At 58.1% G+C, this 24671-nt stretch carries 20 protein-coding genes, 2 tRNA genes and 1 pseudogene; 14 read left to right on the top strand and 9 right to left on the bottom strand.

Annotated elements, in window-relative coordinates; all coding sequences use genetic code 11:
* Window positions 1-45: 45 nt before the first annotated feature.
* A complete protein-coding gene (locus tag U8U68_RS04210) occupies window positions 46-834 on the top strand; it encodes an AraC family transcriptional regulator (RefSeq protein WP_322199587.1) in 789 nt (262 codons plus the stop codon).
* Between the two features lie 139 nt (window positions 835-973).
* Here the strand turns inward: U8U68_RS04210 and U8U68_RS04205 are convergent.
* Window positions 974-1441: pseudogene (locus U8U68_RS04205) on the bottom strand (IS110 family transposase); the annotation flags it as partial.
* 288 nt (window positions 1442-1729) lie between these two features.
* On the opposite strand from U8U68_RS04205, the gene U8U68_RS04200 reads away from it, so the two are divergent.
* Complete coding sequence (locus U8U68_RS04200; protein ID WP_322199586.1) at window positions 1730-1879, top strand: hypothetical protein; 150 nt, start codon at window positions 1730-1732, stop codon at window positions 1877-1879.
* Between the two features lie 82 nt (window positions 1880-1961).
* Here U8U68_RS04200 and U8U68_RS04195 read toward each other — a convergent pair whose 3' ends face one another.
* Complete coding sequence (locus U8U68_RS04195) at window positions 1962-2846, bottom strand: helix-turn-helix transcriptional regulator (protein WP_322199585.1); 885 nt, start codon at window positions 2844-2846, stop codon at window positions 1962-1964.
* Window positions 2847-2856: 10 nt separating this feature from the next.
* A complete protein-coding gene (locus tag U8U68_RS04190; RefSeq protein WP_322199584.1) occupies window positions 2857-3225 on the bottom strand; it encodes an ArsR/SmtB family transcription factor in 369 nt (122 codons plus the stop codon).
* Window positions 3226-3405: 180 nt separating this feature from the next.
* Here U8U68_RS04190 and U8U68_RS04185 point away from each other — a divergent pair, with 180 nt between their 5' ends.
* From U8U68_RS04185 to U8U68_RS04145, 9 genes are all read left to right on the top strand, one after another.
* Window positions 3406-3624, top strand: a complete 219-nt coding sequence (locus U8U68_RS04185; protein ID WP_322199583.1) for a cation transporter — start codon at window positions 3406-3408, stop codon at window positions 3622-3624.
* 99 nt (window positions 3625-3723) lie between these two features.
* Window positions 3724-5742, top strand: a complete 2019-nt coding sequence (locus tag U8U68_RS04180) for a heavy metal translocating P-type ATPase (protein WP_367575785.1) — start codon at window positions 3724-3726, stop codon at window positions 5740-5742.
* Between the two features lie 223 nt (window positions 5743-5965).
* Window positions 5966-7609, top strand: coding sequence for a BclA C-terminal domain-containing protein (locus tag U8U68_RS04175; RefSeq protein WP_322199582.1), 1644 nt, complete (start codon window positions 5966-5968; stop codon window positions 7607-7609).
* A gap of 95 nt (window positions 7610-7704) precedes the next feature.
* A complete protein-coding gene (locus U8U68_RS04170) occupies window positions 7705-8781 on the top strand; it encodes a glycosyltransferase (protein ID WP_322199581.1) in 1077 nt (358 codons plus the stop codon).
* 139 nt (window positions 8782-8920) lie between these two features.
* Window positions 8921-8996, top strand: a tRNA-Gly gene (locus U8U68_RS04165).
* A 109-nt stretch (window positions 8997-9105) separates the two neighbouring features.
* Window positions 9106-10041: an AAA family ATPase gene (locus tag U8U68_RS04160; RefSeq protein ID WP_322199580.1), complete on the top strand. Its 936-nt coding sequence runs from the start codon at window positions 9106-9108 to the stop codon at window positions 10039-10041.
* Window positions 10042-10132: 91 nt separating this feature from the next.
* Window positions 10133-11287: a DUF58 domain-containing protein gene (locus U8U68_RS04155; RefSeq protein ID WP_322199579.1), complete on the top strand. Its 1155-nt coding sequence runs from the start codon at window positions 10133-10135 to the stop codon at window positions 11285-11287.
* Between the two features lie 61 nt (window positions 11288-11348).
* Window positions 11349-14042, top strand: coding sequence for a transglutaminase-like domain-containing protein (locus tag U8U68_RS04150; RefSeq protein WP_322199578.1), 2694 nt, complete (start codon window positions 11349-11351; stop codon window positions 14040-14042).
* A gap of 279 nt (window positions 14043-14321) precedes the next feature.
* Entirely contained in the window at window positions 14322-14696 is a 375-nt protein-coding gene (locus tag U8U68_RS04145) for a RidA family protein (RefSeq protein WP_322199577.1), read from the top strand.
* Between the two features lie 258 nt (window positions 14697-14954).
* Here U8U68_RS04145 and U8U68_RS04140 read toward each other — a convergent pair whose 3' ends face one another.
* Window positions 14955-16745 (bottom strand): flavin reductase, encoded by a 1791-nt coding sequence (locus U8U68_RS04140; protein ID WP_322199576.1) that lies wholly within the window; start codon window positions 16743-16745, stop codon window positions 14955-14957.
* Window positions 16746-17287: 542 nt separating this feature from the next.
* Here U8U68_RS04140 and thrS point away from each other — a divergent pair.
* A complete protein-coding gene (thrS, locus tag U8U68_RS04135; protein ID WP_322199575.1) occupies window positions 17288-19192 on the top strand; it encodes a threonine--tRNA ligase in 1905 nt (634 codons plus the stop codon).
* Window positions 19193-19964: 772 nt separating this feature from the next.
* Here the strand turns inward: thrS and U8U68_RS04130 are convergent.
* The 5 genes from U8U68_RS04130 to U8U68_RS04105 form a co-directional block, all read right to left on the bottom strand.
* Window positions 19965-21353 (bottom strand): MATE family efflux transporter, encoded by a 1389-nt coding sequence (locus tag U8U68_RS04130; protein ID WP_322199574.1) that lies wholly within the window; start codon window positions 21351-21353, stop codon window positions 19965-19967.
* A 139-nt stretch (window positions 21354-21492) separates the two neighbouring features.
* Window positions 21493-22125, bottom strand: coding sequence for a GyrI-like domain-containing protein (locus tag U8U68_RS04125; RefSeq protein ID WP_322199573.1), 633 nt, complete (start codon window positions 22123-22125; stop codon window positions 21493-21495).
* Window positions 22115-22762, bottom strand: coding sequence for an MmcQ/YjbR family DNA-binding protein (locus tag U8U68_RS22300; protein WP_367575784.1), 648 nt, complete (start codon window positions 22760-22762; stop codon window positions 22115-22117). The genes U8U68_RS04125 and U8U68_RS22300 overlap by 11 nt, the downstream gene beginning before the upstream one ends.
* A gap of 108 nt (window positions 22763-22870) precedes the next feature.
* Window positions 22871-23773 carry a helix-turn-helix transcriptional regulator gene (locus U8U68_RS04110; RefSeq protein WP_322199572.1) on the bottom strand — a complete coding sequence of 301 codons (903 nt, stop codon included), beginning with the start codon at window positions 23771-23773 and terminating at the stop codon, window positions 22871-22873.
* A gap of 149 nt (window positions 23774-23922) precedes the next feature.
* A tRNA-Leu gene (locus U8U68_RS04105) sits at window positions 23923-24009 on the bottom strand.
* 210 nt (window positions 24010-24219) lie between these two features.
* Here U8U68_RS04105 and U8U68_RS04100 point away from each other — a divergent pair.
* On the top strand, window positions 24220-24417 hold the full coding sequence (locus U8U68_RS04100; protein WP_322199571.1) for a helix-turn-helix domain-containing protein: 198 nt from the start codon (window positions 24220-24222) through the stop codon (window positions 24415-24417).
* Between the two features lie 3 nt (window positions 24418-24420).
* The gene (locus U8U68_RS04095; RefSeq protein ID WP_322199570.1) at window positions 24421-24588 is read left to right on the top strand and encodes a hypothetical protein; all 168 of its coding nucleotides are present in this window, start codon (window positions 24421-24423) and stop codon (window positions 24586-24588) included.
* The last annotated feature ends 83 nt before the right edge of the window (window positions 24589-24671 follow it).

Below are 24671 nucleotides of genomic sequence, written 5' to 3'. Positions count from 1 at the left end.
AAGCCGACCTTTTGTGCTATGATGCGGACAGAAGGAGGGAGATGTATGGCCCTATACTCTATTGGCGTTTCCCACGGCACCATGACCCGTGCCCAGCTGCACAGCCATACCGCCTGGGAGATCGTGCTGAATACGGCAGGAAGCGGGACAGCAGAGATCAACGGGGAAAGGTATCCTTTTTCGCCGGGCACGATCATGTGCATACCGCCCGGGACCGTGCATGGGAAGGAGTCTGATGAGGGTTTCGCGGATCTATATTTTCACACCAATTCTGCAATCGCCGCACTGGTTCAGAATGGAAAGGGGCCGGTCATCCTTCAGGATGACCGCGACAAAAGCCTGGAAGCCCTGCTTCAGCTGATGGTGCGCCTGCATCATCAGGATCCCACTGTGAATCAGGGCACAGTGAACTCCCTGCACGCCGCCGCCATGCAGCTATTAAACAGCTGGCTGGCAAAAAAGCAGATGAATCCCATTGTGGAGCAGCTGCAAGCCCGACTGGTAGAGTCCTTTACCGACCCGGAACTGAACCTGGGAAAGCTCTTGGACGAAAGCGGCTACACGCCCGACTATGTCCGCCGCCTGTTCCATAAAGAGACCGGCATGGCTCCCGGGGAATACTTGTCCGGGCTGCGTGTCAGTTATGCAAAACAGCTGATGGATCAGCAGGCCCATCTGGGATTGTCTGTAGCGAATATCAGCCTCATGTGCGGTTATTATGACCCGCGCTATTTCTCCCGGTTATTCCGGCGCGCCACAGGAGTATCTCCCAGGGAGTATATAGACCGCCAGGCCGGGAAAGCACGGGATCCTGGAATAGATGAAGATATGTGAATGAATAAAGGAAAGCTGTTTCACTCACCAGACTGATACACTCACAATGCCAAAAGGTCATCATGAAATCTATCCATTTCTGGCTCCCGTCAGCCCGGTCCGGGCTGGAAAACAGTTCATTCACTCCCGGGAAGGCTTTGTCTGTGAGGGAAATGAGATTGTTTTGCAGCGCTGTTACGTTCTTCATGTAGAGGTTGTACTGACGGGAACACAATTTCAGTTGCTCACGGGTATTTTCCATAGGTATATATTCCCGCAAATCCACCCAGCTGTCAAGGGCATACTTGGCTATTTTCACGGCGTCTGCCTTGTCGGTTTTTACCTTGCGGATCGAACCACCGCCACTCTGCTTGATGAACAGTGGATTAATAACGCTGACCCAAACACCATACTTGCGCAAAGCCGCCGCTACCGGCTCATGATACCGTCCAGTAGCCTCCATCAGTACCCGCGTATCTTCCCCCAGTGCAAGGATATCCTGTGCCAAATGCTCTAAGCCTGTCCCGGTATGCAGGTACTCCTTTGGCTTGAGAACAACATAACCCATTGGTTGTAGCGCTGGCATCATGCTTTTATCTTTGGATATGTCTATTCCTACTGCGTTCATCTGTCCCTCCTGTATGATTGATATGGCTCCCGTCTCTATTTTCTCTCCGCTTGTTCAATCTCCTGTGTGACACCAACGCACCGTACAAGTTCGATGGTTCTACCTGCGCAAATCGAATACTGCGAATGAAAGAGACGGCTGACAGACTCCATAACGGGCGTGCCAGCCCAAGGGATTGTTTGTCAGGCCTTTTTCTCTCTCATTCTACAGTTTCAGCTTTGAGACAGCAAAAAGCACGGCTGGCTGCCGCGCCTTTTGCCGTTATTTATTATTGTAGGAGGGGTTACTGTGAATAACGATATCAACAATTCTGCCTTCGTCTACAGTGCAAATCTGCTCTGCCTGCTACTGAAAATGCAGCTCATCACGCAGGAGGAATACGAGCGGATTTTGGATATCAGCGCCGCCCACTACGGCACCGAAAAAATATATGTCTGAAGTGAAAACTCTGGCGGTTTGCGCTGGATGTATCTGATTTCATCATGGCATACCACTGAATACAGCATGGAGTAAAAACATCTCAACATTTCTTTCTGTATTCTGTGGGAAGCTCTGTAAACTTTGCTTTGAAAGCTGTCGAAAATTTGCTTTGGCTCTCATACCCGACAGCCTGTGCAATCGCGGCGATGCTCATATCCGTCTCCCGCAGCATTTTCGCCGCCTGCTCCATACGGTGTTCTTTGATATGCGCCGCAAGGGATGCCCCGTAGACGGCCTTGAACACCGATTTCAATGAGGTCGGATTGATTAAATACTGTTTGGACAGTTCCTCAATGGTGATCCGCCGCTCCATGTGCCGGAGAAGATGGCTGTGAATCTCCCGGGCAATTGCAACCTGCTCCGGCGGATATTCCGCCAGTCCGTTTTGGGGCGCAAAGTCCATCCGGGCGAGGTACAAAAACAGATCCAGGGCTTTCACCCGCTGATAGGGAAGCCTCAGCTTCTCCGGCTGGCCGTAAAAAGCCGCGAAGATATGCTCCGTCTCCTCATTCCCGGCCAGAAACGCAGGCGCGTGATTGGGACAAAATTTGTCCCGCGGCAGGCCAGGGAAAATTTTTGCCTCCGCAATCGGTTCGGGCGGGTGGGCAGACACCTCCTGTAAGTCAACAGAGATCGTGAGGCCCTGATATTTTCCGGTGGGGAACTGAACCGTAGAGTCTGCGCAGATGTCCAGCGTATGCAGGGAAAAATCTCCGGGGTTCAGAAAAATGCCGCCCCCATCCTTCATGTTCCACACGATTTGCCCAGCCCTGCAATAATTGATCTGCATGATATGTGCCAGCGCCTTATGCCGGTGGGAGAAGGAGTCGGAAACGATGTCGGTATAGGATAATTCAACACCGGCAAAGAGCGGGACGCGCTCCTGGCTGCTGCCCAGAGGTAGTTTTTCAAATTCATGTTCCATCGTATCCGCCTCACATCTCCGGGCAGGTAATTTCCATGACCCGCTCAATCATCTGGTGCAGCAGGCGGCACTGCTCCGTGTCCGCCGCGCGGTAGTAGACCTCTTTCCCCTCCCGGCGGCTGACGATCAGGCCGCTGTTTTTTAATGGCCTGAGATGGTGGGACACCGCCGGACTGGACATCTTCATCATGGTGGAGATGTTGAGAACACATTCTTCGCGGTGGCACAGCAGCCAGAAAATACGAATCCTGGTGGTATCGTCAAGCTGCTTGAATACCTCCGCAACCGTCTGAAAATAGTCTACACGGTCTAACTGCTCCTGTAATAAAGCGTTGTCCTCCCCGCCGCCATGATGATGGGGCAATTTGATTTCGTCCAAAGTATATGCTCCTCTCTACCGTTCATAAGTTTCGCCCAAACGGAAATACATTTCGCCCGTTTAGCAAGGAATGCTTGGAGGCTATTGACTTGTGCCTCTGATTGGATTATACTACAGTCATGATAGTTAAACAAGTACTTAATTATCAAATCTTAAATAATTTTCTGGAGGACCGCTGCTATGAAAAAAACCTATAAGATCGAAGTGGACTGTGCCAACTGCGCCAACCTGATGGAGGATGCCGCCCGCAAGACCGCCGGTGTCCAAACCGCCACCGTCAACTTTATGACCCAGAAGATGATCGTGGAGTTTGCCGAGGGCCAGGAGCCGAAGGCTGTCATGGGGAACATCCTGTCCGCCTGCAAGAAGGTGGAGCCGGACTGCGAGATCTTCTTATAAGCGGAGCGCCCCCCTCAAAATGTGTGGCCGTAAGTTTGAGGGGGCTTTTCAAAAGCGTATAAATAAACCATTAAGCTATCGTGAAAGGGAGTTTTTCCTATGCAAGAGCTTATTATCAACGGACTGCTTACCGTTGTCATTCTGACCGCCGTGATCCTGCGCTTCTTCATGGGAACAAAGGCGGACAGCGGCATGACGAAGAAGCAGAAAACCATGCTGGTGCGCATCCTGACCGCCGCCGCCATGCTGCTGGGCCTTCAGTTCCTCCCGGCGGAGGCGTTTGCCCAACTTGACGGCTACCTGTTCCCGTCTGCGGGCCGCTGGGTGCGGTTTGCCCTGTACTTGGTGGATTACTTCATCATTGGCTATGACATTCTGCGGAAAGCCATCAAGGGCATCCTCAACAAACAGGTGTTTGACGAAAACTTCCTGATGGCGTTGGCCACAGTGGGCGCGATGGCGTTGGCTATTTATGAAAACGGCGATTATCTGGAAGCCATCGCCGTGATGCTGTTCTATCAGGTGGGCGAGTGGTTCCAGGGCTATGCCGTGGGCCGGAGCCGCCGCAATATCAGCGAGCTGATGGACATCCGCCCGGACTATGCCAATGTGGAACAGGGCGGCAAGCTGGAACAGGTCGATCCCGATGAAGTGGGCATCGGCAGCGTGATCGTGGTGCAGCCCGGCGAGAAAGTCCCCATTGACGGTATCATTGTGGAGGGCAGCTCCAGTCTGAATACCAGCGCCCTCACCGGCGAAAGTTTGCCTCGCGAGGCCAAGGTAGGGGACGAGATTATCAGCGGCTGCATCAACATGACCGGCGTGCTGAAAATAGAGACTACCAAGGAATTTGGAGAATCCACGGTTTCCAAAATCCTGGATCTGGTGGAAAACGCCAGCTCCCGCAAATCCAAATCTGAGGACTTCATCTCCAAGTTTGCGAAAATCTACACCCCCGCTGTCTGTTACAGCGCCCTGGCGCTGGCTATCCTGCCGCCCCCCGTTCGTATGCTGGGCATGGGCCTGACTGCCGACTGGGGAACCTGGGTGTACCGTGCCTTGACCTTCCTGGTCATCAGCTGCCCCTGCGCCCTGGTCATCAGCATCCCTTTGAGCTTCTTCGCCGGGATCGGCGGGGCCAGCCAGGAGGGCGTCCTGGTTAAAGGCTCCAACTATCTGGAGATCCTGTCTCAAACCAAGGTGGTGGTCTTTGATAAAACCGGCACTCTGACCCAGGGCGTTTTTGAAGTGAACGGTATCCACCACAACGAGCTGGAGGACGCCAAACTTATAGAATACGCAGCCTTGGCGGAGAGTGCGTCCTCCCACCCCATTAGTAAGAGCTTGCAGCGGGCCTACGGCAAGGAGCCGGACCGCACCCGTGTCAGCGATATTCAGGAGATCAGCGGCAACGGCATTATTGCCAAAGTAGATGGCATAGAGGTAGCCGCCGGCAACGACAAGCTGATGAAGCACCTGGGCATCCCCTATATCGACTGCCATCAGACCGGCACCATCATTCACATGGCCATCAATGGGGCCTATGCCGGACATATCGTGATCTCCGACATTGTGAAGCCCCACTCCAAGGACGCAATTTCCTCTCTGAAAGCGGCGGGCGTGGAAAAGACCGTCATGCTTACCGGCGATGCAAAGAAGGTGGCCGATCAGGTAGCCGCTTCCTTGGGCATCGACGAGGTCTACAGCGAACTGCTCCCGGCAGATAAAGTGTCCAAGGTGGAGGAGCTTCTGCACATAAAAACCGGCAAGGCAAAGCTGGCCTTTGTGGGTGACGGGATCAACGACGCTCCCGTGCTGTCCAGAGCCGACATTGGCGTGGCTATGGGGGCAATGGGTTCCGATGCGGCCATTGAAGCGGCGGACCTTGTTCTTATGGACGACGATCCCATGAAGATTGCCAAGGCCATCAAGATTTCTCGAAAGTGCCTGGGGATCGTCTATCAGAACATCACCATGGCCCTGGGCGTCAAATTTGCCTGTCTAATTTTGGGCGCTGTGGGCATTGCCAATATGTATCTGGCCATCTTCGCGGACGTGGGTGTGATGATTCTGGCGGTGCTGAATGCCATCCGCTGTCTGTTTGTCAAAAAGCTGTGAGAAGGGAGGAGGGGGCCCTTGTCGGAGGAAGAGGGTTTGGATTTATCCGTACCCGGTGTGCCATCCCCAGAAAGACCCCTGGAATTCCGGGGGCCTTTTGCTATGCGGCGGGGTGGTTTCTTCCAGAAAGGCTTCACCTTTTTTCCGGACAGGCATATACTGAAGATAGGCCCTGGTTTATGCAAAGAGCCGGGGCTATACCATTTTTGGAGGTTATCCCAACATGGAAATGAAAATTTACTCGGGCTCCTCTGCTTCTGGCGATCGGTGTGGTTGTGGGGAGCTTGTGCCCTGTCCTCCTCCTTGTTGCCCGCCTCCCTGTTGTCCGCCGCCATGCCCTCCCTGTGGAGGTCCCACCGGGCCTACTGGCCCCACGGGTGCTACCGGCCCAGCAGGTGCTACTGGGGCCACGGGCGCTACCGGAGCCACGGGCAGTATTGGCCCCACAGGTCCTACGGGAGCCAATGGAAACACAGGTCCCACGGGGGCCATGGGCCCTACCGGAGCCAATGGCCTGGCTGGTCCAACCGGTCCTAGAGGGGATACCGGTCCCACTGGAGCACCTGGCGTTAATGGAGCCACCGGCCCCACCGGGGCCACGGGTGCTGCGGGAGCGGACGGAGCGGTTGGTCCCACCGGCCCCACCGGGGCCACAGGCGCAACGGGAGCGGACGGAGTGACGGGTCCCACCGGCCCCACCGGGGCTGCGGGCGCACCGGGAGCGGACGGAGCCACCGGTCCCACCGGGGCTACGGGCGCAACGGGAGCGGATGGAGTGACAGGCCCTACCGGCCCCACTGGGGCCACGGGCGCAACGGGAGCGGACGGCGTGACAGGTCCCACCGGCCCCACCGGAGCGGCAGGGTCCACGGGAGCGGACGGAGCCACCGGTCCTACCGGGGCCACAGGCGCAACGGGAGCGGATGGAGTGACAGGTCCCACCGGCCCTACCGGAGCGGCAGGGTCCACGGGAGCGGACGGAGCCACCGGTCCTACCGGGGCCACAGGCGCAACGGGAGCGGATGGAGTGACAGGTCCCACCGGCCCCACCGGGGCTGCGGGCGCAACGGGAGCGGACGGAGCCACCGGTCCTACCGGGGCCACAGGCGCAACGGGAGCGGATGGAGTGACAGGTCCCACCGGCCCCACCGGAGCGGCAGGGTCCACGGGAGCGGACGGAGCCACCGGTCCTACCGGGGCCACAGGCGCAACGGGAGCGGACGGAGCCACCGGTCCCACCGGGGCCACAGGCGCAACGGGAGCGGACGGAGCCACCGGTCCTACCGGGGCCACAGGCGCAACGGGAGCGGATGGAGTGACAGGTCCCACCGGCCCCACCGGGGCTGCGGGCGCAACGGGAGCGGATGGAGTAACGGGTCCCACCGGCCCCACCGGGGCCACGGGCGCAACGGGAGCGGATGGAGTGACAGGTCCTACCGGCCCCACCGGCCCTACGGGAACTTCCGTTACGGTAACCTCTATGAGCGCTTCTAATACCACAGGGCAGACCCTCTTAGTCATACTGGGCGGCACAAATGTGCCCCTGCCAAATGCCCAAAGCCTAGACGGTTTTACCGCCAATGGAACGAATACCGTCTTTACTGTGCCAGAAACTGGAACCTATTTGATCGCCTATCGGATCAATGCCACGGCAGCGGTGGCCATGTCCTCACAGGTGCTTCGCAATGGCACGGCGATTCCGGGTTCGGTATTTGCGCCTACTCTTGGCGTGGCAGGGTATAATGCCACGGTGATTACCCCGTTGACAGCGGGGGACACCTTGTCGCTTCAGGTGTCCGGGGTTGCGGCCTCTGTGGTGCTGCAAGGCGGCTCCGGCGCGTCGCTAACCGTGGTACGGCTGGCCTAAATCAGCAGATTCTTGTTTCTAGGAAAGCCTCTTGCTTTATAATAGGGGCTTTCCTCCCCTTTATATTATGTAATAGAAGAGAAGAGGAGGGGCCTATGAGCACCGTCAGCCTTTGCATGATTGTCCGGGACGAGGAAGAGGTATTGGGCCGCTGCCTGGAATCCGCGGCAGGCCTGGTGGATGAAATAATCTTAGTGGACACTGGCTCAAAAGACCATACCCGGGAAATTGCCCGGCGCTTTACGGACGCCGTCTATGATTTTGCCTGGATCGACGACTTTGCGGCAGCCAGAAATTTCGCTTTTTCCCACGCTTCCTGCGAATACTGCATGTGGCTGGACGCGGACGATGTAATAGCGCCCCGGGACCGTGAAAAGTTTCTTTCTCTAAAAGAAAGCCTGGGTCCTGGCGTGGACGTGGTGATGATGCCCTATTACACAGGGTTCGATGCCCAGGGCCGGGTGGCGTTTTCCTACTACCGGGAGCGCATTATACGAAACCATGCCGGAATGGTCTGGAAGGGCGCGGTGCATGAGGCGATTGAGACAAAAGGGAATGTGCGCTATGAGGACTGCGGGATTACACACCAAAAGCTGCGCTCCGCGGACCCGGAGCGGAATCTGCGGATTTTTGAAAAGCAGCTGAAGCAGGGGAAAAAGCTGGACCCGCGCCAGCAGTATTATTATGGACGAGAGCTGTACTACCATAAACGGTACCAAGAGGCTTTAAAAGTGCTGGTCAGCTTTTTAGAGGAGGGGCGCGGCTGGCTGGAAAATAACATAGAGGCCTGCCGCCAATGTGCCTACTGCTGGTATGCCCTGGGCCAGGAGGACAGAGCCCTGAAAGCGCTGTTTTCCAGCTTTGTTTATGATACGCCCCGGGCGGAGACCTGCTGCGACATTGGCCGGCACTTTTTTGACCGGGAGCTTTGGGACCGGGCGGCGTATTGGTATACCCGGGCTTTAGAGTGTGAGCGCCAGGACCGCCGGGGCGGCTTTGTGCTGCCAGAGGCCTACGGCTTTCTGCCGTGCATTCAGCTGTGCGTGTGCTGCAGCAGGCTGGGGCGGCAGGAGGAAGCCCGGCTCTATAACGAGCGCGCCGCGGGTTTTCAGCCAGACTCTCCCGCCGTGGCCTACAACCGGGCCTATTTTGCCAGCTTAGGGCTTGGGTAAACCATCAAAAACACTGGTTTTTTGGAAAAGTTCGCGGGATGGCCTGGCGCTTTCCCGCGGGCTTTTTTGCGTAAAAAGAATTTTTTTATTTCCCATCTTGACATTTATCCTCCTTTATATTATAATAATAACATCTTATGCGGGCGTAGCTCATCTGGTAGAGCGCCACCTTGCCAAGGTGGAGGTAGCGAGTTCGAGCCTCGTCGTCCGCTCCAAGTTTTCCAAAACAGCTTTTTCATACTATACACCTCCGCCAAAACAGAGAAGTGAGAGCTTCCCTGTTTTGGTTTATCTAGAGGATGTTTTAAGGAAGTGGTGCTGGTTATGACGCAGCCCAAGGCGCTGGGCATTATCAATGAGGTGCGCAAGGCCATTGTGGGCAAGGACACCGTGGTCTGCAAAGTGCTGATGGCCATTCTGGCCGGGGGCCACGTGCTGCTGGAGGACAACCCCGGCGTGGGCAAGACCACCCTGGCCCTGGCTTTTTCCCGGGCCATGAGCATGAGCTTTACCCGCATGCAGTTTACCCCCGAGACCATGCCTGCCGACGTGGTGGGCTATACCATGTATAACCAGGAGTTCGGCCGCATGGAGTACCGCCCCGGCGCGGTGATGAACAACCTGTTTTTGGCCGACGAGATCAACCGTACCAGCGCCAAGACCCAAAGCGCCCTTTTAGAAGTAATGGAAGAGGGCCAGGTTACAGTGGACGGGGTCAGTTACCGGCTGTCCACGCCCTTTGCGGTCATCGCCACCCAAAACCCCCTGGGCACTGCCGGCACCCAGCCCCTGCCCGAGTCCCAGCTGGACCGGTTTATGCTGCGGCTTAGCATCGGTTACCCGGCCGAGGACCAGGAGGTAAAAATTTTAAAGCAGACTGAAGGGGTGCGCCCGCTGGAGGGCGTGCTGCCTGCCGCCACCCTGGAAGAGGTGGAGCGGATGATTGCCGAGGCCGCCACGGTGTATATGGCGGACGACCTGTACCGCTATGTGGCCGCCCTGTGCGCTGCTACCCGGGAGGACCCGGCTCTGCGGCTGGGGGCCAGCCCACGGGCGGGAGCGGCCCTGGTGCGGGCCTGCCGGGCCTCGGCCTGGATGGGCGGGAGGGACTATGTGGTACCTGCTGACATCAACCTGCTGTTTTACGACGTAATGGGCCACCGGGTGGTGCTGGAGCCTCAGGCAAAAATGAGCGGCCAGTCAGCCCGGTCCGTATTGGAAAAAGTAGTGGGCCAGGTGCCCGCGCCCAAGCTGATATAAGGAAGGAAATAGGTTATCCGTTGGCCGGCGCCAACCGGTAGCCTTTTTTGTTGGACAAGGCGTCTTTTAGAAAGGGGAGAGGGGGATTTTTATGCTGAAAAACTGGCTGTGGTACCTGTTCCTTCTGCTGTGCACAGGGGCGTTTTTTGTGTGCTTTAACGGCTACCTGTCCATGTATGTGTTCCTTCTCTCCCTGCTTCTGCCCCCGGTTTCTCTGCTGGTTTCTCTGCCCGGTATGTTAAGGCTTCGGCTGGCCCTGGAAATTCCTGGAGAGGCGGGCCGTGCCCGTATGGCCAAAAGCATGTCTGTTTCGCTGCGCCTGCACGCGGCCACCCGCTGTGTGCTGCCCACGGGCCGGGTGCGGGTGACGCTTTTTGTGGAAAACCGCTTTACCGGCGAGACCCGGCGGGAACGCCTGGAGTTTTCCTCTGGGCGGCAGGCGGTTACCCTGGCCCATTCGCTAAGCTCCAACACCTGCGGGCTGGTGACCTGCCAGCTGAAAAGGGCCTGGGCCTATGACTTGCTGGGGCTTTTTTTTCTGCCGGTACGGCTGGGGGAAGAGGCCCAGTGCCAAGTGACCGTGCTGCCCACTGTGCACGACGCCCGGCTGACCCTGGAAATCGGGGCCGCTCCCCAGGCCGAGGGGGAACGGTATTCCCTTTATAAACCGGGCGGGGACCCTTCGGAGCTGTTCGGCCTGCGGGAGTACCGCCCCGGCGACCGGCTAAGCCGCATTGACTGGAAGCTCTCTCAAAAATCCCGGGGCCTGCTGGTGCGCCAGGCCAGCCTGCCCATTACCGACCAGGTGGTGCTGCTTACGGACCTTTCTGGCGGCGGGGCAGAGGCCGACGGGGCCATGGACGTGCTGGCCACTCTGTCGGACTACCTTGCCTACCAAGAGGTGGGGCATGTGCTGGCCTTTTCCAGCGGAGAGGGCTTGGCCTGCACCCAGGCCCAGACCCCAGAGGAAGCCCGCCCGGCCATTGAGGCCATGTTGGGTTTGGTTAGCCGGAACCCCCTGCCGGATCTTTCGGTGGCAGCGCTGCCCGAGGGCGTTGCCCACCTGATCTATATTTGTTCCCAGCCGGACCCGACCCGGCTGGGCCAGTTGCGGGAGCGGTATCCCCACGCCAGACTCACAGCGCTGCATTTTCTGCGGGCCGAAAGGGGGGGGCTTCAGGGCGCGCAGCTGGTGCGGGTGCGCCTGGGAAATATTGCGGAGGATCTGAACGGTCTGGCGCTGTAGCGCCTTAAGGCCCCAAGAAACGCCCCCTGCCCCCATCTTTCCGCCAGAAAGGAGTTCTTCCATGGACCATCCTCAAAACATCCTTTTGGACCGCCCGAAGCTTCTGCTGCCCAGCAGGCCCCAGATAGGGCGGTTGGCCTACTACTGTGTGGTGCTGCTCCTGGGCGGATTTGCCCCGTGGATCTGTTTTCTCACTGCCTTTCAGATTCAGGTGCATGGGTTCTCCCTGGCAGTGGCCGGGCTGGCAGGCTGTGGGTTTTCCATCTGGCGCAGGGCAGATTCCCGCAAGCGCTGGTGCTCCGCTACTCTGCTGGGCTGGGGGCTGTGGCTGCTGGCCGGACTGCTCCTGTTCGACCGCCTGGCCCACGGGGGCGTGCGGGTGCTGAACATCATGCTTAGCGCCTATGGCGCCAAGCTCAACTACCAGCTGCCTGCCCTAGCCCTTAGCTATACCGCTGCCGGGGCCCACCCTGACCCCGCGGCAGAGTGCACGGCCCTGATGAACCAAATTCTCTTTCCCTTCTTTTGGATCATGGGCCGGGGGATCTACAAATACAAAAGCCCCCTTAGCGCCTTTTTGCTCTCCGCGGTGGTGCTGGTACTGCCCATGGGCTTTTCCATTTTGCCGGCAGGCTGGGCCCTGGGGGCGCTGCTGCTTTTCTGGTGTCTTTTGCTGTTGACAGGGCGCGTGCTGCGGGGGCGGCAGGGACTGTTTGGCCGTGGACGCAAAGACCGCTGCGCTGTGCCTGGCGAGGCCTGCGCGGGGCCCGGGGCCTTGCTGCTGGTACCCATTTTGGCGGTGTGCATGGTGGGGCTGTACTTGGCCTACCCCCCAGAGGGCTACAGCCGCCCTGCCCTGGTGAACGAAATGCGTTCTGGCATTCAGCACGGCTTTGGGCTTTCGGCCCACCTGCGGGGGGGCCAGGGCAATGGGAACAGTCAGGTGAACCTAAACACCATGGGGGGCCGCAGCTACACAGGCGAAACCGTGCTGCGGGTGAAGTTTGACTGGGAGGCAGAAGACCGCGTACTTTCAGAAGGGAAAAAAGAGGTGGAAGCCCTTCTGGACCAATGGGGCCTGCCCCACAAGGAGTATCTGAAGAGCTTTGTGGGCAGCGTGTACACAGGCCACAGCTGGGAGCGCCTGGACCCAGAGGCCCAGCGGGAACTAAAGGACCTGGGGCTGAATGTGCAGACCCTGCCCGCTGGCTACAAACGGCTGCTGAACCTGGAGGAATTCGGCGTGGACCTTCCCCTAAGCTTCCAGCTTTCGGTGGAAAACATGGGCGCCAACCCCCGCTGCGTGTACATCCCCTACACGCTGGATACCCCCGACGCCCGGCTGGGGCAGTTGGGCATTCAGCGGGTGGACGATGGTTTTGCCAAGTCGAGTTCTCTGCTGGCCGGCACCCGGGAGTACCAGGTGGAGGGCTTTCCCAGTTTAGGGGGCGTCGACTATTATACCCGGGTGTTCTACAAAGTGGCCTCCGCATACCAGGAAAACGGCCAAAGCACCCCCATGACCATTGAGGACAGAAACGGCGCTTTGGTCACCATACCGACCTACAACAGTGAACTGGTCGGCCGCTTGTCAGCCAGCATGATCGCCCAGCTGGACGCCGGGGGCCCCCAGTGGGATGGGGGGAACCAGTGGAAGCTGGAAGAGGACCTCTCCGGCGTACTGGGGGGTGAAGCCGCCGCCCTGCTGGGTCAGGTAGAGGACTACACGGAATTTGTCTATCAGCACTACGCCCAGCTGCCGGAGGAGCTGAGCCAATACTTGACCGGCTACCGGGAGGCCATGGGCCTGGAGGGCGTCCATACTTTCGATGATGGCTATACGGCCCGCGTCCCGGTGGACCAGTTCATCACCCAGATCCAGGACCTTTTCAGCCAATACTATACCTACTCCCTCAACCCGCCCCAGCCCCCGGAGGGAGAGGACTTTGTCCGCTTCTTTTTGGAAGATTCCCGCCAGGGCTACTGCGTGCACTTTGCCACGGCGGCTGTGGCGCTGCTGCGGTCTGCCGGGTACCCGGCCCGCTATGCCGAGGGGTATGTGGCGCCCTCTACCCAAGAGGGGTGGGTGGAGGTGCCAGACTATAATGCCCACGCCTGGGTAGAGGTGTATGCCGGAGGCAGGGGCTGGGTGCCAGTGGAGGTGACCCCCGCCACGCCGGACGCCCCGGCGGTATATGCCGACGCCACCGTGCCGGAAGAGGACAGTGCCGGGGCCCTGGCCACCCCCCGGCCCATTGAGGCTGTGCCCACCCTGCCGCCCCAGGACTTTGAGCCCACGCGGCCCCAGGACTGGGAGCCCAGCTTCCAGCCCAACACAGTGGCCACCCCCCGGCCCACCCAGAACCCCGGGGCGGCGTCCTCCACAGAAGGGGCTGTGACCATAGCTTTGGCCGGGATTTTACTGGTTTTGCTGATGGCGGGCGCGCTGGGGGGCCGGGTGCTGCGGCGGCGCCTGCGGAACCGGGCTTTTGCCCAGCCGGACCGGGACCAGGCAGCGCTGCGGGCCTATGCCTGGCTGCAAAAACTCTACCGCTGGGAGGCGCTTTGCGGCCAGCGGGAGCCCGAGCCCACTTTTTGGAAGGAGCTGGCGGAAAAAGCCCGGTTTGGCCGGAAGATGCTGGGGGAAGAGGAACTGGCCCAACTGACGGAAGAGGTGGCCCGGCTGGAGGGCAAGCTGCGGCGTCAGTTGCCCAAAGGGCAAAAGCTGCGCTGCTGGCTGGCCGGTTTGCTATAGGGGGGCAGCAAAAAATCTCCCCAAGTATAGGGCTTGTTTGAAAAATCGAAAATGTCGTCTTTTTTGCCATAAGAGGCCACTTTCTACGTCGAAAATCCTCGTCAATCGCCAGAGTGACGTAGTTAGCGCAGCTAACTACAGCGGTTCTTCTCCTTGAAATTGTCCCCTTCTGGCCAAAAATTCGTCATTTCCTCTATTTTCAAACAAGCCCTAGCCCCTTGATTTTTCCCAAAAACCAGATATAATGAAAAGCATATCAATTCTATAGGAGGTCCTTTTATGAATCAAACCATCACCGCCGAAAACGCCCCCGCCGCTGTGGGGCCCTACTGCCACGCCAAGCTCTGCGGCAACACCCTGTATACTTCCGGCCAGCTGGGGCTGGTTCCTGCCACCGGCCAGCTGCCCCAGGGGGTAGAGGCCCAGGCCACCCAGGCCCTGGACAACCTGCAAGCCGTGCTGGCTGCTGCGGGCATGGGCCTGGCCGATGTGGTAAAGACCACGGTATTTTTGGCGGATATGAACGACTTTGCCGCCATTAACGGCATTTATGCCCAGTATTTTACCGGCGAGGCCCCGGCCCGCTCCTGTGTGCAGGTGGCGGCCCTGCCCAAGGGCGCCCTGTTCGAGATTGAGGCCGTTGCCGTAAAGTAAGGAATGCCGCCCGCCGCCCAGCCTGGGTTTCTTCAGGCCGGCGGCGGCTTTTTTTACCCTGCGGGCCCTGTTTGCCGGCACCTGGGAGATTGGCAGGGAAAAGGCGTCTTTCGCAAAGATGGAAAGACGCCTTTTTTGATTTTCTATTAATAGACACGCGCTGCCCTTACCGGCAGCCTGGCCTTAGCCAATGGGTTCGAATTCCGCCGCGCCGTGCGAGCATGGCCCAAAGGGCGCGGTGAACCCCAGAGGCCAACCTTAGCCAATAGGCTCGAAGTCCGCCGCGCCATGTTTGCATAGCGGGCACACAAAGTCCTCGGGCAGTTCGTCGCCCTCGTAAACATACCCGCATACTTTGCACACCCAGCCCTTTTTGCCCTCGGTCTGGGGCTTGGGCTTTACGTGGTTTTGGTAATAGGTGTAGGTCATGGTCTCCACGTTAGAGAGCACCCGGGCCTCGGTAACGCTGCAAATAAACATGCCGTGGGTGTCCAGGTCCACATACTGCTCTACCTTGAGGGACATAAAGGAGTTGATATACTGGGACAAAAACACCAGGCCGTTGTCAGACCGCAGCACCTGCTGGCCCGCAAACTTGTCCGCAGTGCGGCCGCTTTGGAAGCCGAAATTCTCAAACACCGAGAAGGGCGCGTCCTGGGAGAGACAGTTGATGTTCATTTTGCCGGTCTGCTGAATGATGTGGTGGGAGTAGTTGTCCTTATTAATCGCCACAGCAATGCGGTTGGGTGTGTTGGTCACCTGGGTCACAGTGTTGACAATGAGGCCGTTGTCCTTCTTCCCGTCGTTGCTGGTCACCACATACAAGCCGTAGCCAATGTTGAACAGGGCGGTCAGGTCGTTTTTGTTGGCTGTGTCGTCCATGCGGGCCAGGTAGTCCTGGCAAAGGGTATTGGCCAAGGCCTCCAGCTTTTCGCCGCTTTCCGCGTTCAGGGCCGAACGGATGGTTACCGTGGGCTCGGCAATGGTCAGCTTCTTGCTGTTTTCCAGCATTTTCTTCATCACCCGGGCGGCCATAGGGGCCCAGCTGCCGTTTTCAATCATGCCCACCGTGCGGTTCTGGAAGTTCCGCTCGGTCAGGTGGTTGATAAAGGTGCGCATAAAGGGGAAGATTTCCGCGTTATAGGTGGTGGTGGCCAGCACCAGCTTGTTGTAGCGGAAGGCGTCCTCCACCGCCTCGGCCAGGTCGCAGCGGGCCAGGTCATGAAGCACCACCTTTGGGCAGCCCTTCTGGCGCAGCTTTTCGGCGAACTGCTCCACCGCCCGGCGGGTGTTGCCGTAAATAGAGGTATACGCCACCACAATGCCGTCGCTTTCCGGCTCGTAAGAGGACCAGGTGTTGTACAGGCCCAGGTAGTGGCCCAGGTTTTCCTTTAGCACAGGGCCGTGGGTGGGGCAGATCACCTGAATGTCCAGCCCGGCGGCCTTTTTCAGCAGGGCCTGCACCTGGGCCCCGTACTTGCCCACAATGCCGATGTAATACCGGCGGGCCTCGCAGTCCCAGTCCTCCTCCACGTCCAGGGCCCCAAACTTGCCGAAGCCGTCGGCAGAGAACAGGACCTTATCCGTGGAATCATAGGTAACAATCACCTCTGGCCAGTGGACCATGGGCGCGGCCACAAAAGTAAAGGTATGCCGCCCGGTAGAAAGGGTGTCGCCCTCGGCCACCACCATACGGCGGTCCTCAAAGGCGGTGCCGAAAAACTGACCCATCATGGCAAAGGCCTTTTCGCTGGAGACAATGGTGGCCTCCTTGTACATTTGCATAAAGTTGGCAATATTGGCCGAGTGGTCTGGCTCCATGTGCTGGATAATCAGGTAGTCGGGCTTGCGGCCGTTTAAGACGCCCTCGATATTGTCCAGCCACTGGTGGTTAAACCGGGCGTCTACAGTATCGAACACCGATACCTTGTCGTCCAGCACCACATATGAGTTGTAGGCCATGCCATTGGGCACCGTATACTGGCCCTCGAACAGGTCCACCTGGTGGTCGTTTACTCCTACGTACTGAATGTCACGGGTAATTTCCATACAGAAAGCTCCTTTTATTGGGTTGATGTTATTTCCATAGGGTTATTATATCAAGGAACGCGGGAAAAAACAAGCCTGGGAAGAAGATTCCCGGCCAAGGACCGGTCCGCTATGCCAGCCAAAACTTCCGCTTTTCCTCTGCCTCCCTCTTGACTTTTCCCCTGCCCTGGTATATAATATTTCCCATAAAAATAAAAATGCGGAGAAAAGGACCCCGGCGCTGACCGTCCTCCCAGAACAGAGAGCCCCCGCTGACCAGCTGAGAGCGGGGACACAGGGAAAAGCGCCGGCCACCACCTTGGAGCAGCCGCCGAAAGCGAAGTTTTTTCGCCCAAGGCTGGACGGCAGGCCCCGTTACAGGCCGTTTTTGAGGAAGAGGCCGGGCCTGTACCGTCCTTTTTGAATCCGGGTGGAACCGCGGTGCGCCTTAAATTTATGTGGAACCAAGGTCGCGTCGCCCCAGAAGAGAGCCAGCACATGTTTGCGGGTTCTTACGCTGAGGGCGGCGCTTTTTTGCCGTTCTTCAGAGAAAGGAGCAACCCATGATTACCATCAACCTAAAAGGAAGTCCCAAAGAGTTCGAGGCGGGCATCACCCCTGCCGAAGTGGCCAAGTCCATTGGCATGGGCCTGTACAAGTCCGCCTGCGCCGCCCGTATCAGCGGCCAGGTCCGGGACCTGCGCACCCCTATTACAGAGGACTGCGACCTGGAGATCCTCACCTTTGACGACGCGGACGGCAAGCGCGCCTACTGGCACACCACCGCCCACATCATGGCCCAGGCCATTGGCCGGCTGCACCCAGGGACCAAGTTTGCCATTGGTCCCGCCATTGAGAACGGCTTCTACTATGACCTGGAGCTGGCCTCTCCCTTCTCTCCGGAGGATCTGCCCAAGATTGAGGAGGAGATGAAAAAGATCATCAAGGAAAACATCCCCCTAAACCGCTTTGAGCTGGAGCCCGCCCAGGCCAAAGAAAAAATGGCGGGACAAGACTATAAGCTGGAGCTCATTGACGAGCACAGCGGAAATGGGGAGAACATCAGCTTTTATGAGCAGGGGGATTTTACCGACCTGTGCGCCGGCCCCCATCTGATGAGCACCGGCGGGGTGAAAGCCGTGAAGCTGACCTCCATCACCGGGGCCTACTGGCGGGGGGACGCCAACAATAAGATGCTCACCCGGGTATACGGGATTTCCTTCCCCAAGGCCTCCCAGCTGGAAGAACACCTGCAAATGCTGGAAGAGGCCAAAAAGCGGGACCACCGGAAGCTGGGCCGGGAGCTGGGCCTGTTTATGCTGCGGGACGAGGGCCCGGGCTTCCCCTTCTTCTTGCCTCGAGGCATGGTGCTGAAAAACGCCCTGCTGGAGTACTGGCGGCAGGTGCATAAGCGCTACGGCTATGTGGAGATTTCCACGCCTATTATGCTGAACCGCCAGCTGTGGGAGCGCAGCGGCCACTGGGACCACTATAAGGACGACATGTATACCACAGAGATTGACGAGACCACCTTTGCCATTAAGCCCATGAACTGCCCGGGCGGCATGCTGGTGTACCAGAGCGAGCCCCACTCTTACCGAGAGCTGCCTATGCGGGTGGGAGAGATCGGCCTTGTGCACCGCAACGAGCTCTCTGGCACCCTGCACGGCCTGTTCCGGGTTCGGTGCTTTAACCAGGACGACGCCCACATCTTCATGACTCAGGACCAGATGGGGGAGGTAATTCAGGAGACGGTGCGGCTCTTTGACGAGGTGTACTCCACCTTTGGCCTAAGCTATACCATTGAGCTCTCCACCATGCCCGAGGACCACATTGGCACCGTAGACCAGTGGGAGCGCAACCAGGACATCCTAAAGGAAGCCATCACTGCCATGGGTAAGGACTACGTGGTCAACGAGGGCGACGGGGCGTTTTATGGCCCCAAGCTAGACTTCCATATTGCCGACAGCCTGGGCCGCACCTGGCAGTGCGGCACCATTCAGCTGGACAGCCAGCTGCCCGAGCGCTTCCAGCTGGAGTACACCGGCGAGGACGGCCAGAAACACCGGCCCGTGATGATTCACCGGGTGGTGCTGGGCTCCATCGAGCGGTTCATCGGGGTCATCACCGAACACTTCGCGGGCAAGTTCCCCCTGTGGCTTAGCCCAGTGCAGGCCGTGGTGCTGCCTATTTCAGAGCGCCACCACGCCTATGCCAACGCCCTGACCGCCGAGCTGGAAAAGGCCGGCCTGCGGGTGGAGTGCGACCTGCGCGCCGAGAAAATTGGATATAAGATCCGCGAGGCCCAGGTACAGCAGACCCCGTATATGCTGGTGGTGGGAGATAAGGAAATTGAGACCGCCAGCGTCTCGGTGCGGCACCGGAAGGACGGGGACCTGGGGTCCATGAGCGCCGGGGAGTTCATGGAGAAAGCGAAAGAGGAGATCAAGAGCCTGGCTATAAAGTAAAAAGGGAAGAAAAAGACGTGCCGGGGGGCAGAAGAGCCCTCCGGCACGTTTATAGTTGAAAAGGATCGCCAGTGAGAAAGGGTCCAGGGAATAGGTTCCCTGGCGAGGTCCAGGGCGAGAAGCCCTGGCCGCCGGAGGCGACCTTGCCCTTGGCGGCGCGAAGAGAGAAAGAGTGGGTCCCCAAACCCGACCCCCGGCCCACCCATGAAAAAAGGGCCCCCAGTGAGCGCCGCCAAAAAGCAGCGCCTTGTAAAAATCAGCGAAGCGAGATTTTTACAACAGCGGCCCCCCAGCCCCCAGCCCCCAAGAGAAGCGCCCTTATCCCCAAAGCCCGCCGTGCGGTCCTGCCGTTGGGATAAGGGCCCGCCCGGGGAGGCTTTCTGCTGGCGGTCCACTGTTTCGGTGGGTGTCTGCCTCTGGGGAGCTGCTCTGGTGGCGGTCCGCTGTTCCGGAGGGTGTCTGTCTCTGGGAAGCCGATCTGCTGGCGGTCCGCTGTTCCGGAGGGTGTCTGTCTCTGGGAAGCCGATCTGCTGGCGGTCCGCTGTTCCGGCTTTGCCGGAAAGCGCTGCCTTCTGGGGAGCGGCGCTTGCCTGGCGGTTCCGTTTTTTCATGGGTGGGCCGGGGGTCGGGTTTGGGGACCCACTCTTTTTCTCTTCGCGCCGCTTAAGGTCAAGATCAAGACCGTGGGACTCTGTCCCACACTCTGCCGGGGGAAATAATTCCCCCCGGGCCCCCCTTCTCGCTTCGCGTACTTCTGTTTTCGCCTGGTTTCTTACTCCGCCGCGTTTCCTTTATCTTCAAACAAATTCTCTCGGGTAATATTCTTCAGCCACTTCCCGCTGCGGTAGTGCTTAATCACCCACGGCCACTTTACAAACTCGTCTGTACACAGCAGAAAATACACCCACAGCACCGGCAGTTTGAACACAAACGCCGCCAAAAACCCTAGCGGCACCGCATAGACCCACATATCAATAACATCGCAGATCAGCCCAAAGCGGCTGTCGCCCCCCGCCCGGAACGCCCCGGCGATTAGGGTTGTGTTCACCGCCGCGCCCATGACGTAGTAGCTGTTGATCAGCAGCATCACCCCCAGGTAGCCCAGGGCGGTCTGGGTAAAGTCCCCGCTGCCCGCATACATCAGCACAAAAGGACGGGCCGCCAGGATAATCAGGCCCCCCACAGCCCCCGCCGCCACAGTCAGCCACAGCAGCCGCCTGCCGTCGGCCCGGGCCTCTTCCAGCTTGCCCTCGCCAATCTTCTGCCCCAGCAGAATGCCCCCGGCGCTGGCCAGGCCAAAACAGAGGATGGTGCCGAAATTGCGCACTACTGTGGCCAGCGAGTTGGCTGCCACCGCGTCGTTGCCCAGGTGGCCAATGATTACGGAATACACCGAAAAGGCCAGGCCCCACACCACATCATTGGCCATGGCGGGCAAAGAGAGCCTGATAAAGTCCCGGAACAGGGTTTTGTTGTTCACAAAGATAGCGCCCAGCCGCAGCTTTACCTGCTTAGAGCGGGCTGAAACCACAAAGCACAGGCCCAGCTCCACCAGGCGGGAGAGAGAGGTGGCCAGGGCCACCCCCTCCACGCCCATTTTGGGCGCGCCCAGCCAGCCGAAGATAAACACCGCGTTCAGCACCAGGTTCAGCCCCACGGCCACGCTGTTCAACACTGTGCCCACAGCCACCCGGCCCACGCTGCGCAGGATAGAGATGTACACCTCGGTAACGCCCCAGCACAGGTAGCAAACGCTAAGAATGCGGATATATTTTGCGCCCAGCTGAATCAAATCCTGGTCGTCGGTAAAAATCAGCATCATATACTCTGGCACCGTTAAGGCCAGAACCGCAAAGGCCAGGGCCACAATTAGGGAAAAGCGCAGGGCGATGCCCTGGACCACCTCAATGGCACGAAAATCCTTTTTGCCAAAATACTGAGCGCAGAGCATGGTGGCCCCAGTGCCCAGGCCATAGAACACCATAAAAAGGATGTGGGCGTACTGCCCGGCCAGGCTGACCGCGGAAATGGCGGACTGGCCTACAAAATTCAACATGATTACGTCCGAAGAGCTTACCGCCGCGCTAAGTAGGTTTTGCAGCACAATGGGCGTAACCAACTTGACAATCTGCCCGTAAAAGGGGCTTGCAGGTTTTTTCATGATACCAATACCTTCCCTTATTTCACATGTTCCTACATAGTATCATGAAGGCGAGAGATTTACAAGATGATTTTTTTGGGGGGAACAAAATCCCCAAGAAAGAACCTGGCCCCAGGGGCAAACCGTAAAGGTTTTCTCCTCACCCCAGCCGCACCGGCTGCCGGATCACTGTCCTTAGCCGCTCCGGCCTGCATTTTCGCGGGTCGCTCAGGTAGATCTCATGGTGATACCGCCCGCCCCCCTGGTCCAGCGCGTACCCCTGGCCCTGGACAAAGGCCCCCATTTTTTCCAGTGTGGCGGGTTCGTTGTCATAGGGCCCCAGGTGCATACACTGCACGCAAAGGCCCTCGTCATAGGCAAAGAATTCCGCCCGAGAAAAGTCCCCGCCCTTCTTCGCCTGGGCCTCCTCCACAGCCCAGTCGAACTCCGCCCGGGTCACAAAGTCCGGCAGGCGGATCATGGAAATCCACTGAAAGTCCTCCTTGCGGGCATAGTCGATCCCTGCCCGGCCCTCTTGCCACCAAAGGCCCTCCAGGGGCGGGGCCACATAGTCGAAGTACCCCTCTATTCGGTGGCTGCCCAGCTTGCTCATCTTAATGGTAAACACCACGCCGTACAGCAGACCCATGGCCTCTTTGTACAGGCCGTCCTCCCGGTTGGGGTCGCCCTGGCCCCGCACCGCCACAAAGCGCATGGGCGGTACGGTCACCAGCCCCGGCTGGCTCTTGGGCTGGTAGAGCTCCTTATACTCTTTTTTATAGTCAAAGGCCATGCCGCTTTGCCACCCCTCTCAAATTCCCCATCCGCTGGGCAATATTTTCCTCAAAGGCCTCGTCCGAAAAGCTGGGGTCCCGGGTGGCCCGCCAAATGGCGCAGGGGGCCTCGGGACAGGCGGCGCAGGTGGCCAGCTTTTTCTTCTGCACCGAGCAGGCGTAAATGGGGCAGGGCTTTCCGGCAGGGGCATGAAAGACCTTTCCATCCACTGCCGTGCAGCCCGGACACATGCTGCCAAAAGCGCCGCACTGGCCGCAATCTGTTCCGCAGCAGCTAAGGCCCAAAATTTCCCGCTGGCGCTTTTTGGAAAAGCCCCCCAGCACCAGGGCATAGGATTTGTCCAGCATATCCTTCAGCAGCTGGTCCGGCACCGCGCCGTCTGGCTTAATGGAATTCCAGTGCTGCTTATTGGAATAGTAGCCGGGTATCACGTCCTCATATTCCTTTCGGTAGAACTCCCCCTCCATAGGCTCCAGCTTCAGGTTGATGTAGTAGGGCACGTCGTTTTCATCCAGACAGACGGCGGCGAACATTTTGCCGCCCACATGGTAACGGACCCAGTTCCAGCTCTCCTGCAAATCTTTGGTGACGCCCCGTTTTGCCAGCAGGTATTGGTCCAGCCAGGTGTAGCGCATGGTAATTCTCCTCTCTTTGGGGTACAAGTTTCCCCCAGACCCCTGCCGCGTTCTGCGGCTTATAATCCTTTTTCTATATTCTACCACCCTATTCACGACAGCAGTATGTCATGAATCCAGATATTTTTCCCGTATTCCCTCCGCAAAGGCCAGCATATCCCCCCGCAGCGCCGCTGGTTCTAAAAGCTCTGCGCCGGGGCCAAAGGAGGCAATCCACTCCACCAGGTTCATCCGATTGGTGAACCCGGCCGAGAACAACAGAGTTCCCTCCGGCTCCTCCACAAAGCTGGCGGGGCCGAATTCCTCCACCAGCCGCCACCGGTATTCCGGGGCGATCCGGGCCTTGACCTGGTAGGTCTCTGGAAACACCCTCTGGTCCGAAAGGTCCGGCAGCGGAACCCGCCGCTTTTCAAAAGGCTCTTCCAGGCCCAGGCCGGTCATTCTGGCCAGCTTGAAAAGCCGAAAGTCCTCCCGGTCCTGGCACCAGCTCCACAGGTACCAGCTGGCCCACTGAAACACCAGGTCATAGGGCTCCACCCGCCGCTGGGACTGGCCCTTGGGGGCAAAGTAAGTAAAGGAGACCTTGCGCCCGGCCTGGATGGCCTGATGAAGCAGCTCAATTTTTGGGGCCAGGTCCGCCTTGTACCAAGAGGAGAGGTCAATGAGGATATGCGTGGAGAGCATTTGGGCCGAACCCGCCGAAAGCTTTTCCATCAGCTGGGCGTAGCGGTTGGTCCCGCTGACACTGTCTAGGCTCCGCAGCCCGGCCAAAATGGCCTGCATGTCGGCTTGGCTTAGCAGGGCCCGGTCTATTTTGTACCCCTCCATAATGGAGATTCCCCCCTTTGGGCCCACTTCTGTTACCAGGGGAATACCCGCCATGCTAAGGGCCTCTATATCCCGGTTAATCGTGCGGCGGGACACCTCGAACACCTGGGCCAGATACGGGGCGGTCACCTTTTTCTGCTGCAATAAAATAGACAGAATTCCAATCATCCGGTCCAGCTTCATGGGGAACTGCTCCTTTCATCCACGCAAAGGCGCTGCACAAGTATAGTTGCCAGCCCTGGTAAAACCAGCCCAGGGACATAATTGGAGTTTTGGACAAAAACAAAGATGACTGTCTTAACACAAAATGTATCAAAACAATCATCCTTACTTGGTGCAGGTAACAGGACTTGAACCTGCATGAACTTGCGCTCATATGGACCTGAACCATACGCGTCTGCCAATTCCGCCATACCTGCGTACCATTTGCTGGGCTATCGCCTCAACGAGGACTATTATAGCACTCCCCGCGGAAATTGTCAATAGGTTTTTTTAGAGATTTTTTGCAGCGTAGGTTGTAATATTAAATGCGAAAGAACACGAAGCCCCCAAAGCGGGGCGGGAGAGTTCTTCCGCATTTATTTTTTATACCATGAAGCGCGGAAAATGTCAATAAGAGGGGTGAAAGCATGGCGGGGAAGTATAAATACCTGACGTTTGAAGATCGGCAGAAAATCGAAGTATGGCACGCCCGCGGGGATCGCCCGCTTGAAATGGCCGCGCGGCTTAAACGGGTTTTCCGCGACTTGGATAAAAATAAATTGCAGACCGTGGAAAGCTTGATAAAAAACGCCGCGTTGGTAGATGTTTCGCTGGAAGAGCAATAAGAAATGCTCAACGCCGAGGGTTGCACCGTCGAGAATCAGAAGGGGAGCGACGCAGTAAAAATCTATACTGCAATGACGAAAAATTATGCTTCGGTCATAAAGCAGCTAAGCGGTTTTGTGCCGCTTGAAAAGAAAAAGGAAAGCCGCTTGCAGGCGTTACGGGACGAATAAACGCCGTTTGCAAACAAGCCCTACATTTCCGAATATTTTTCAGGCGGGAAAAGATTCGGTTGGCAAGTGGGTTTGGCCGATTT

The organism is Acutalibacter intestini, assembly GCF_034334985.1.
GTDB classification, from domain to species: Bacteria; Bacillota; Clostridia; order Oscillospirales; family Acutalibacteraceae; genus Acutalibacter; species Acutalibacter intestini.
Note: the sequence above shows the minus strand (reverse complement) of the source record. Positions and strands in the feature narration are given on the sequence as shown.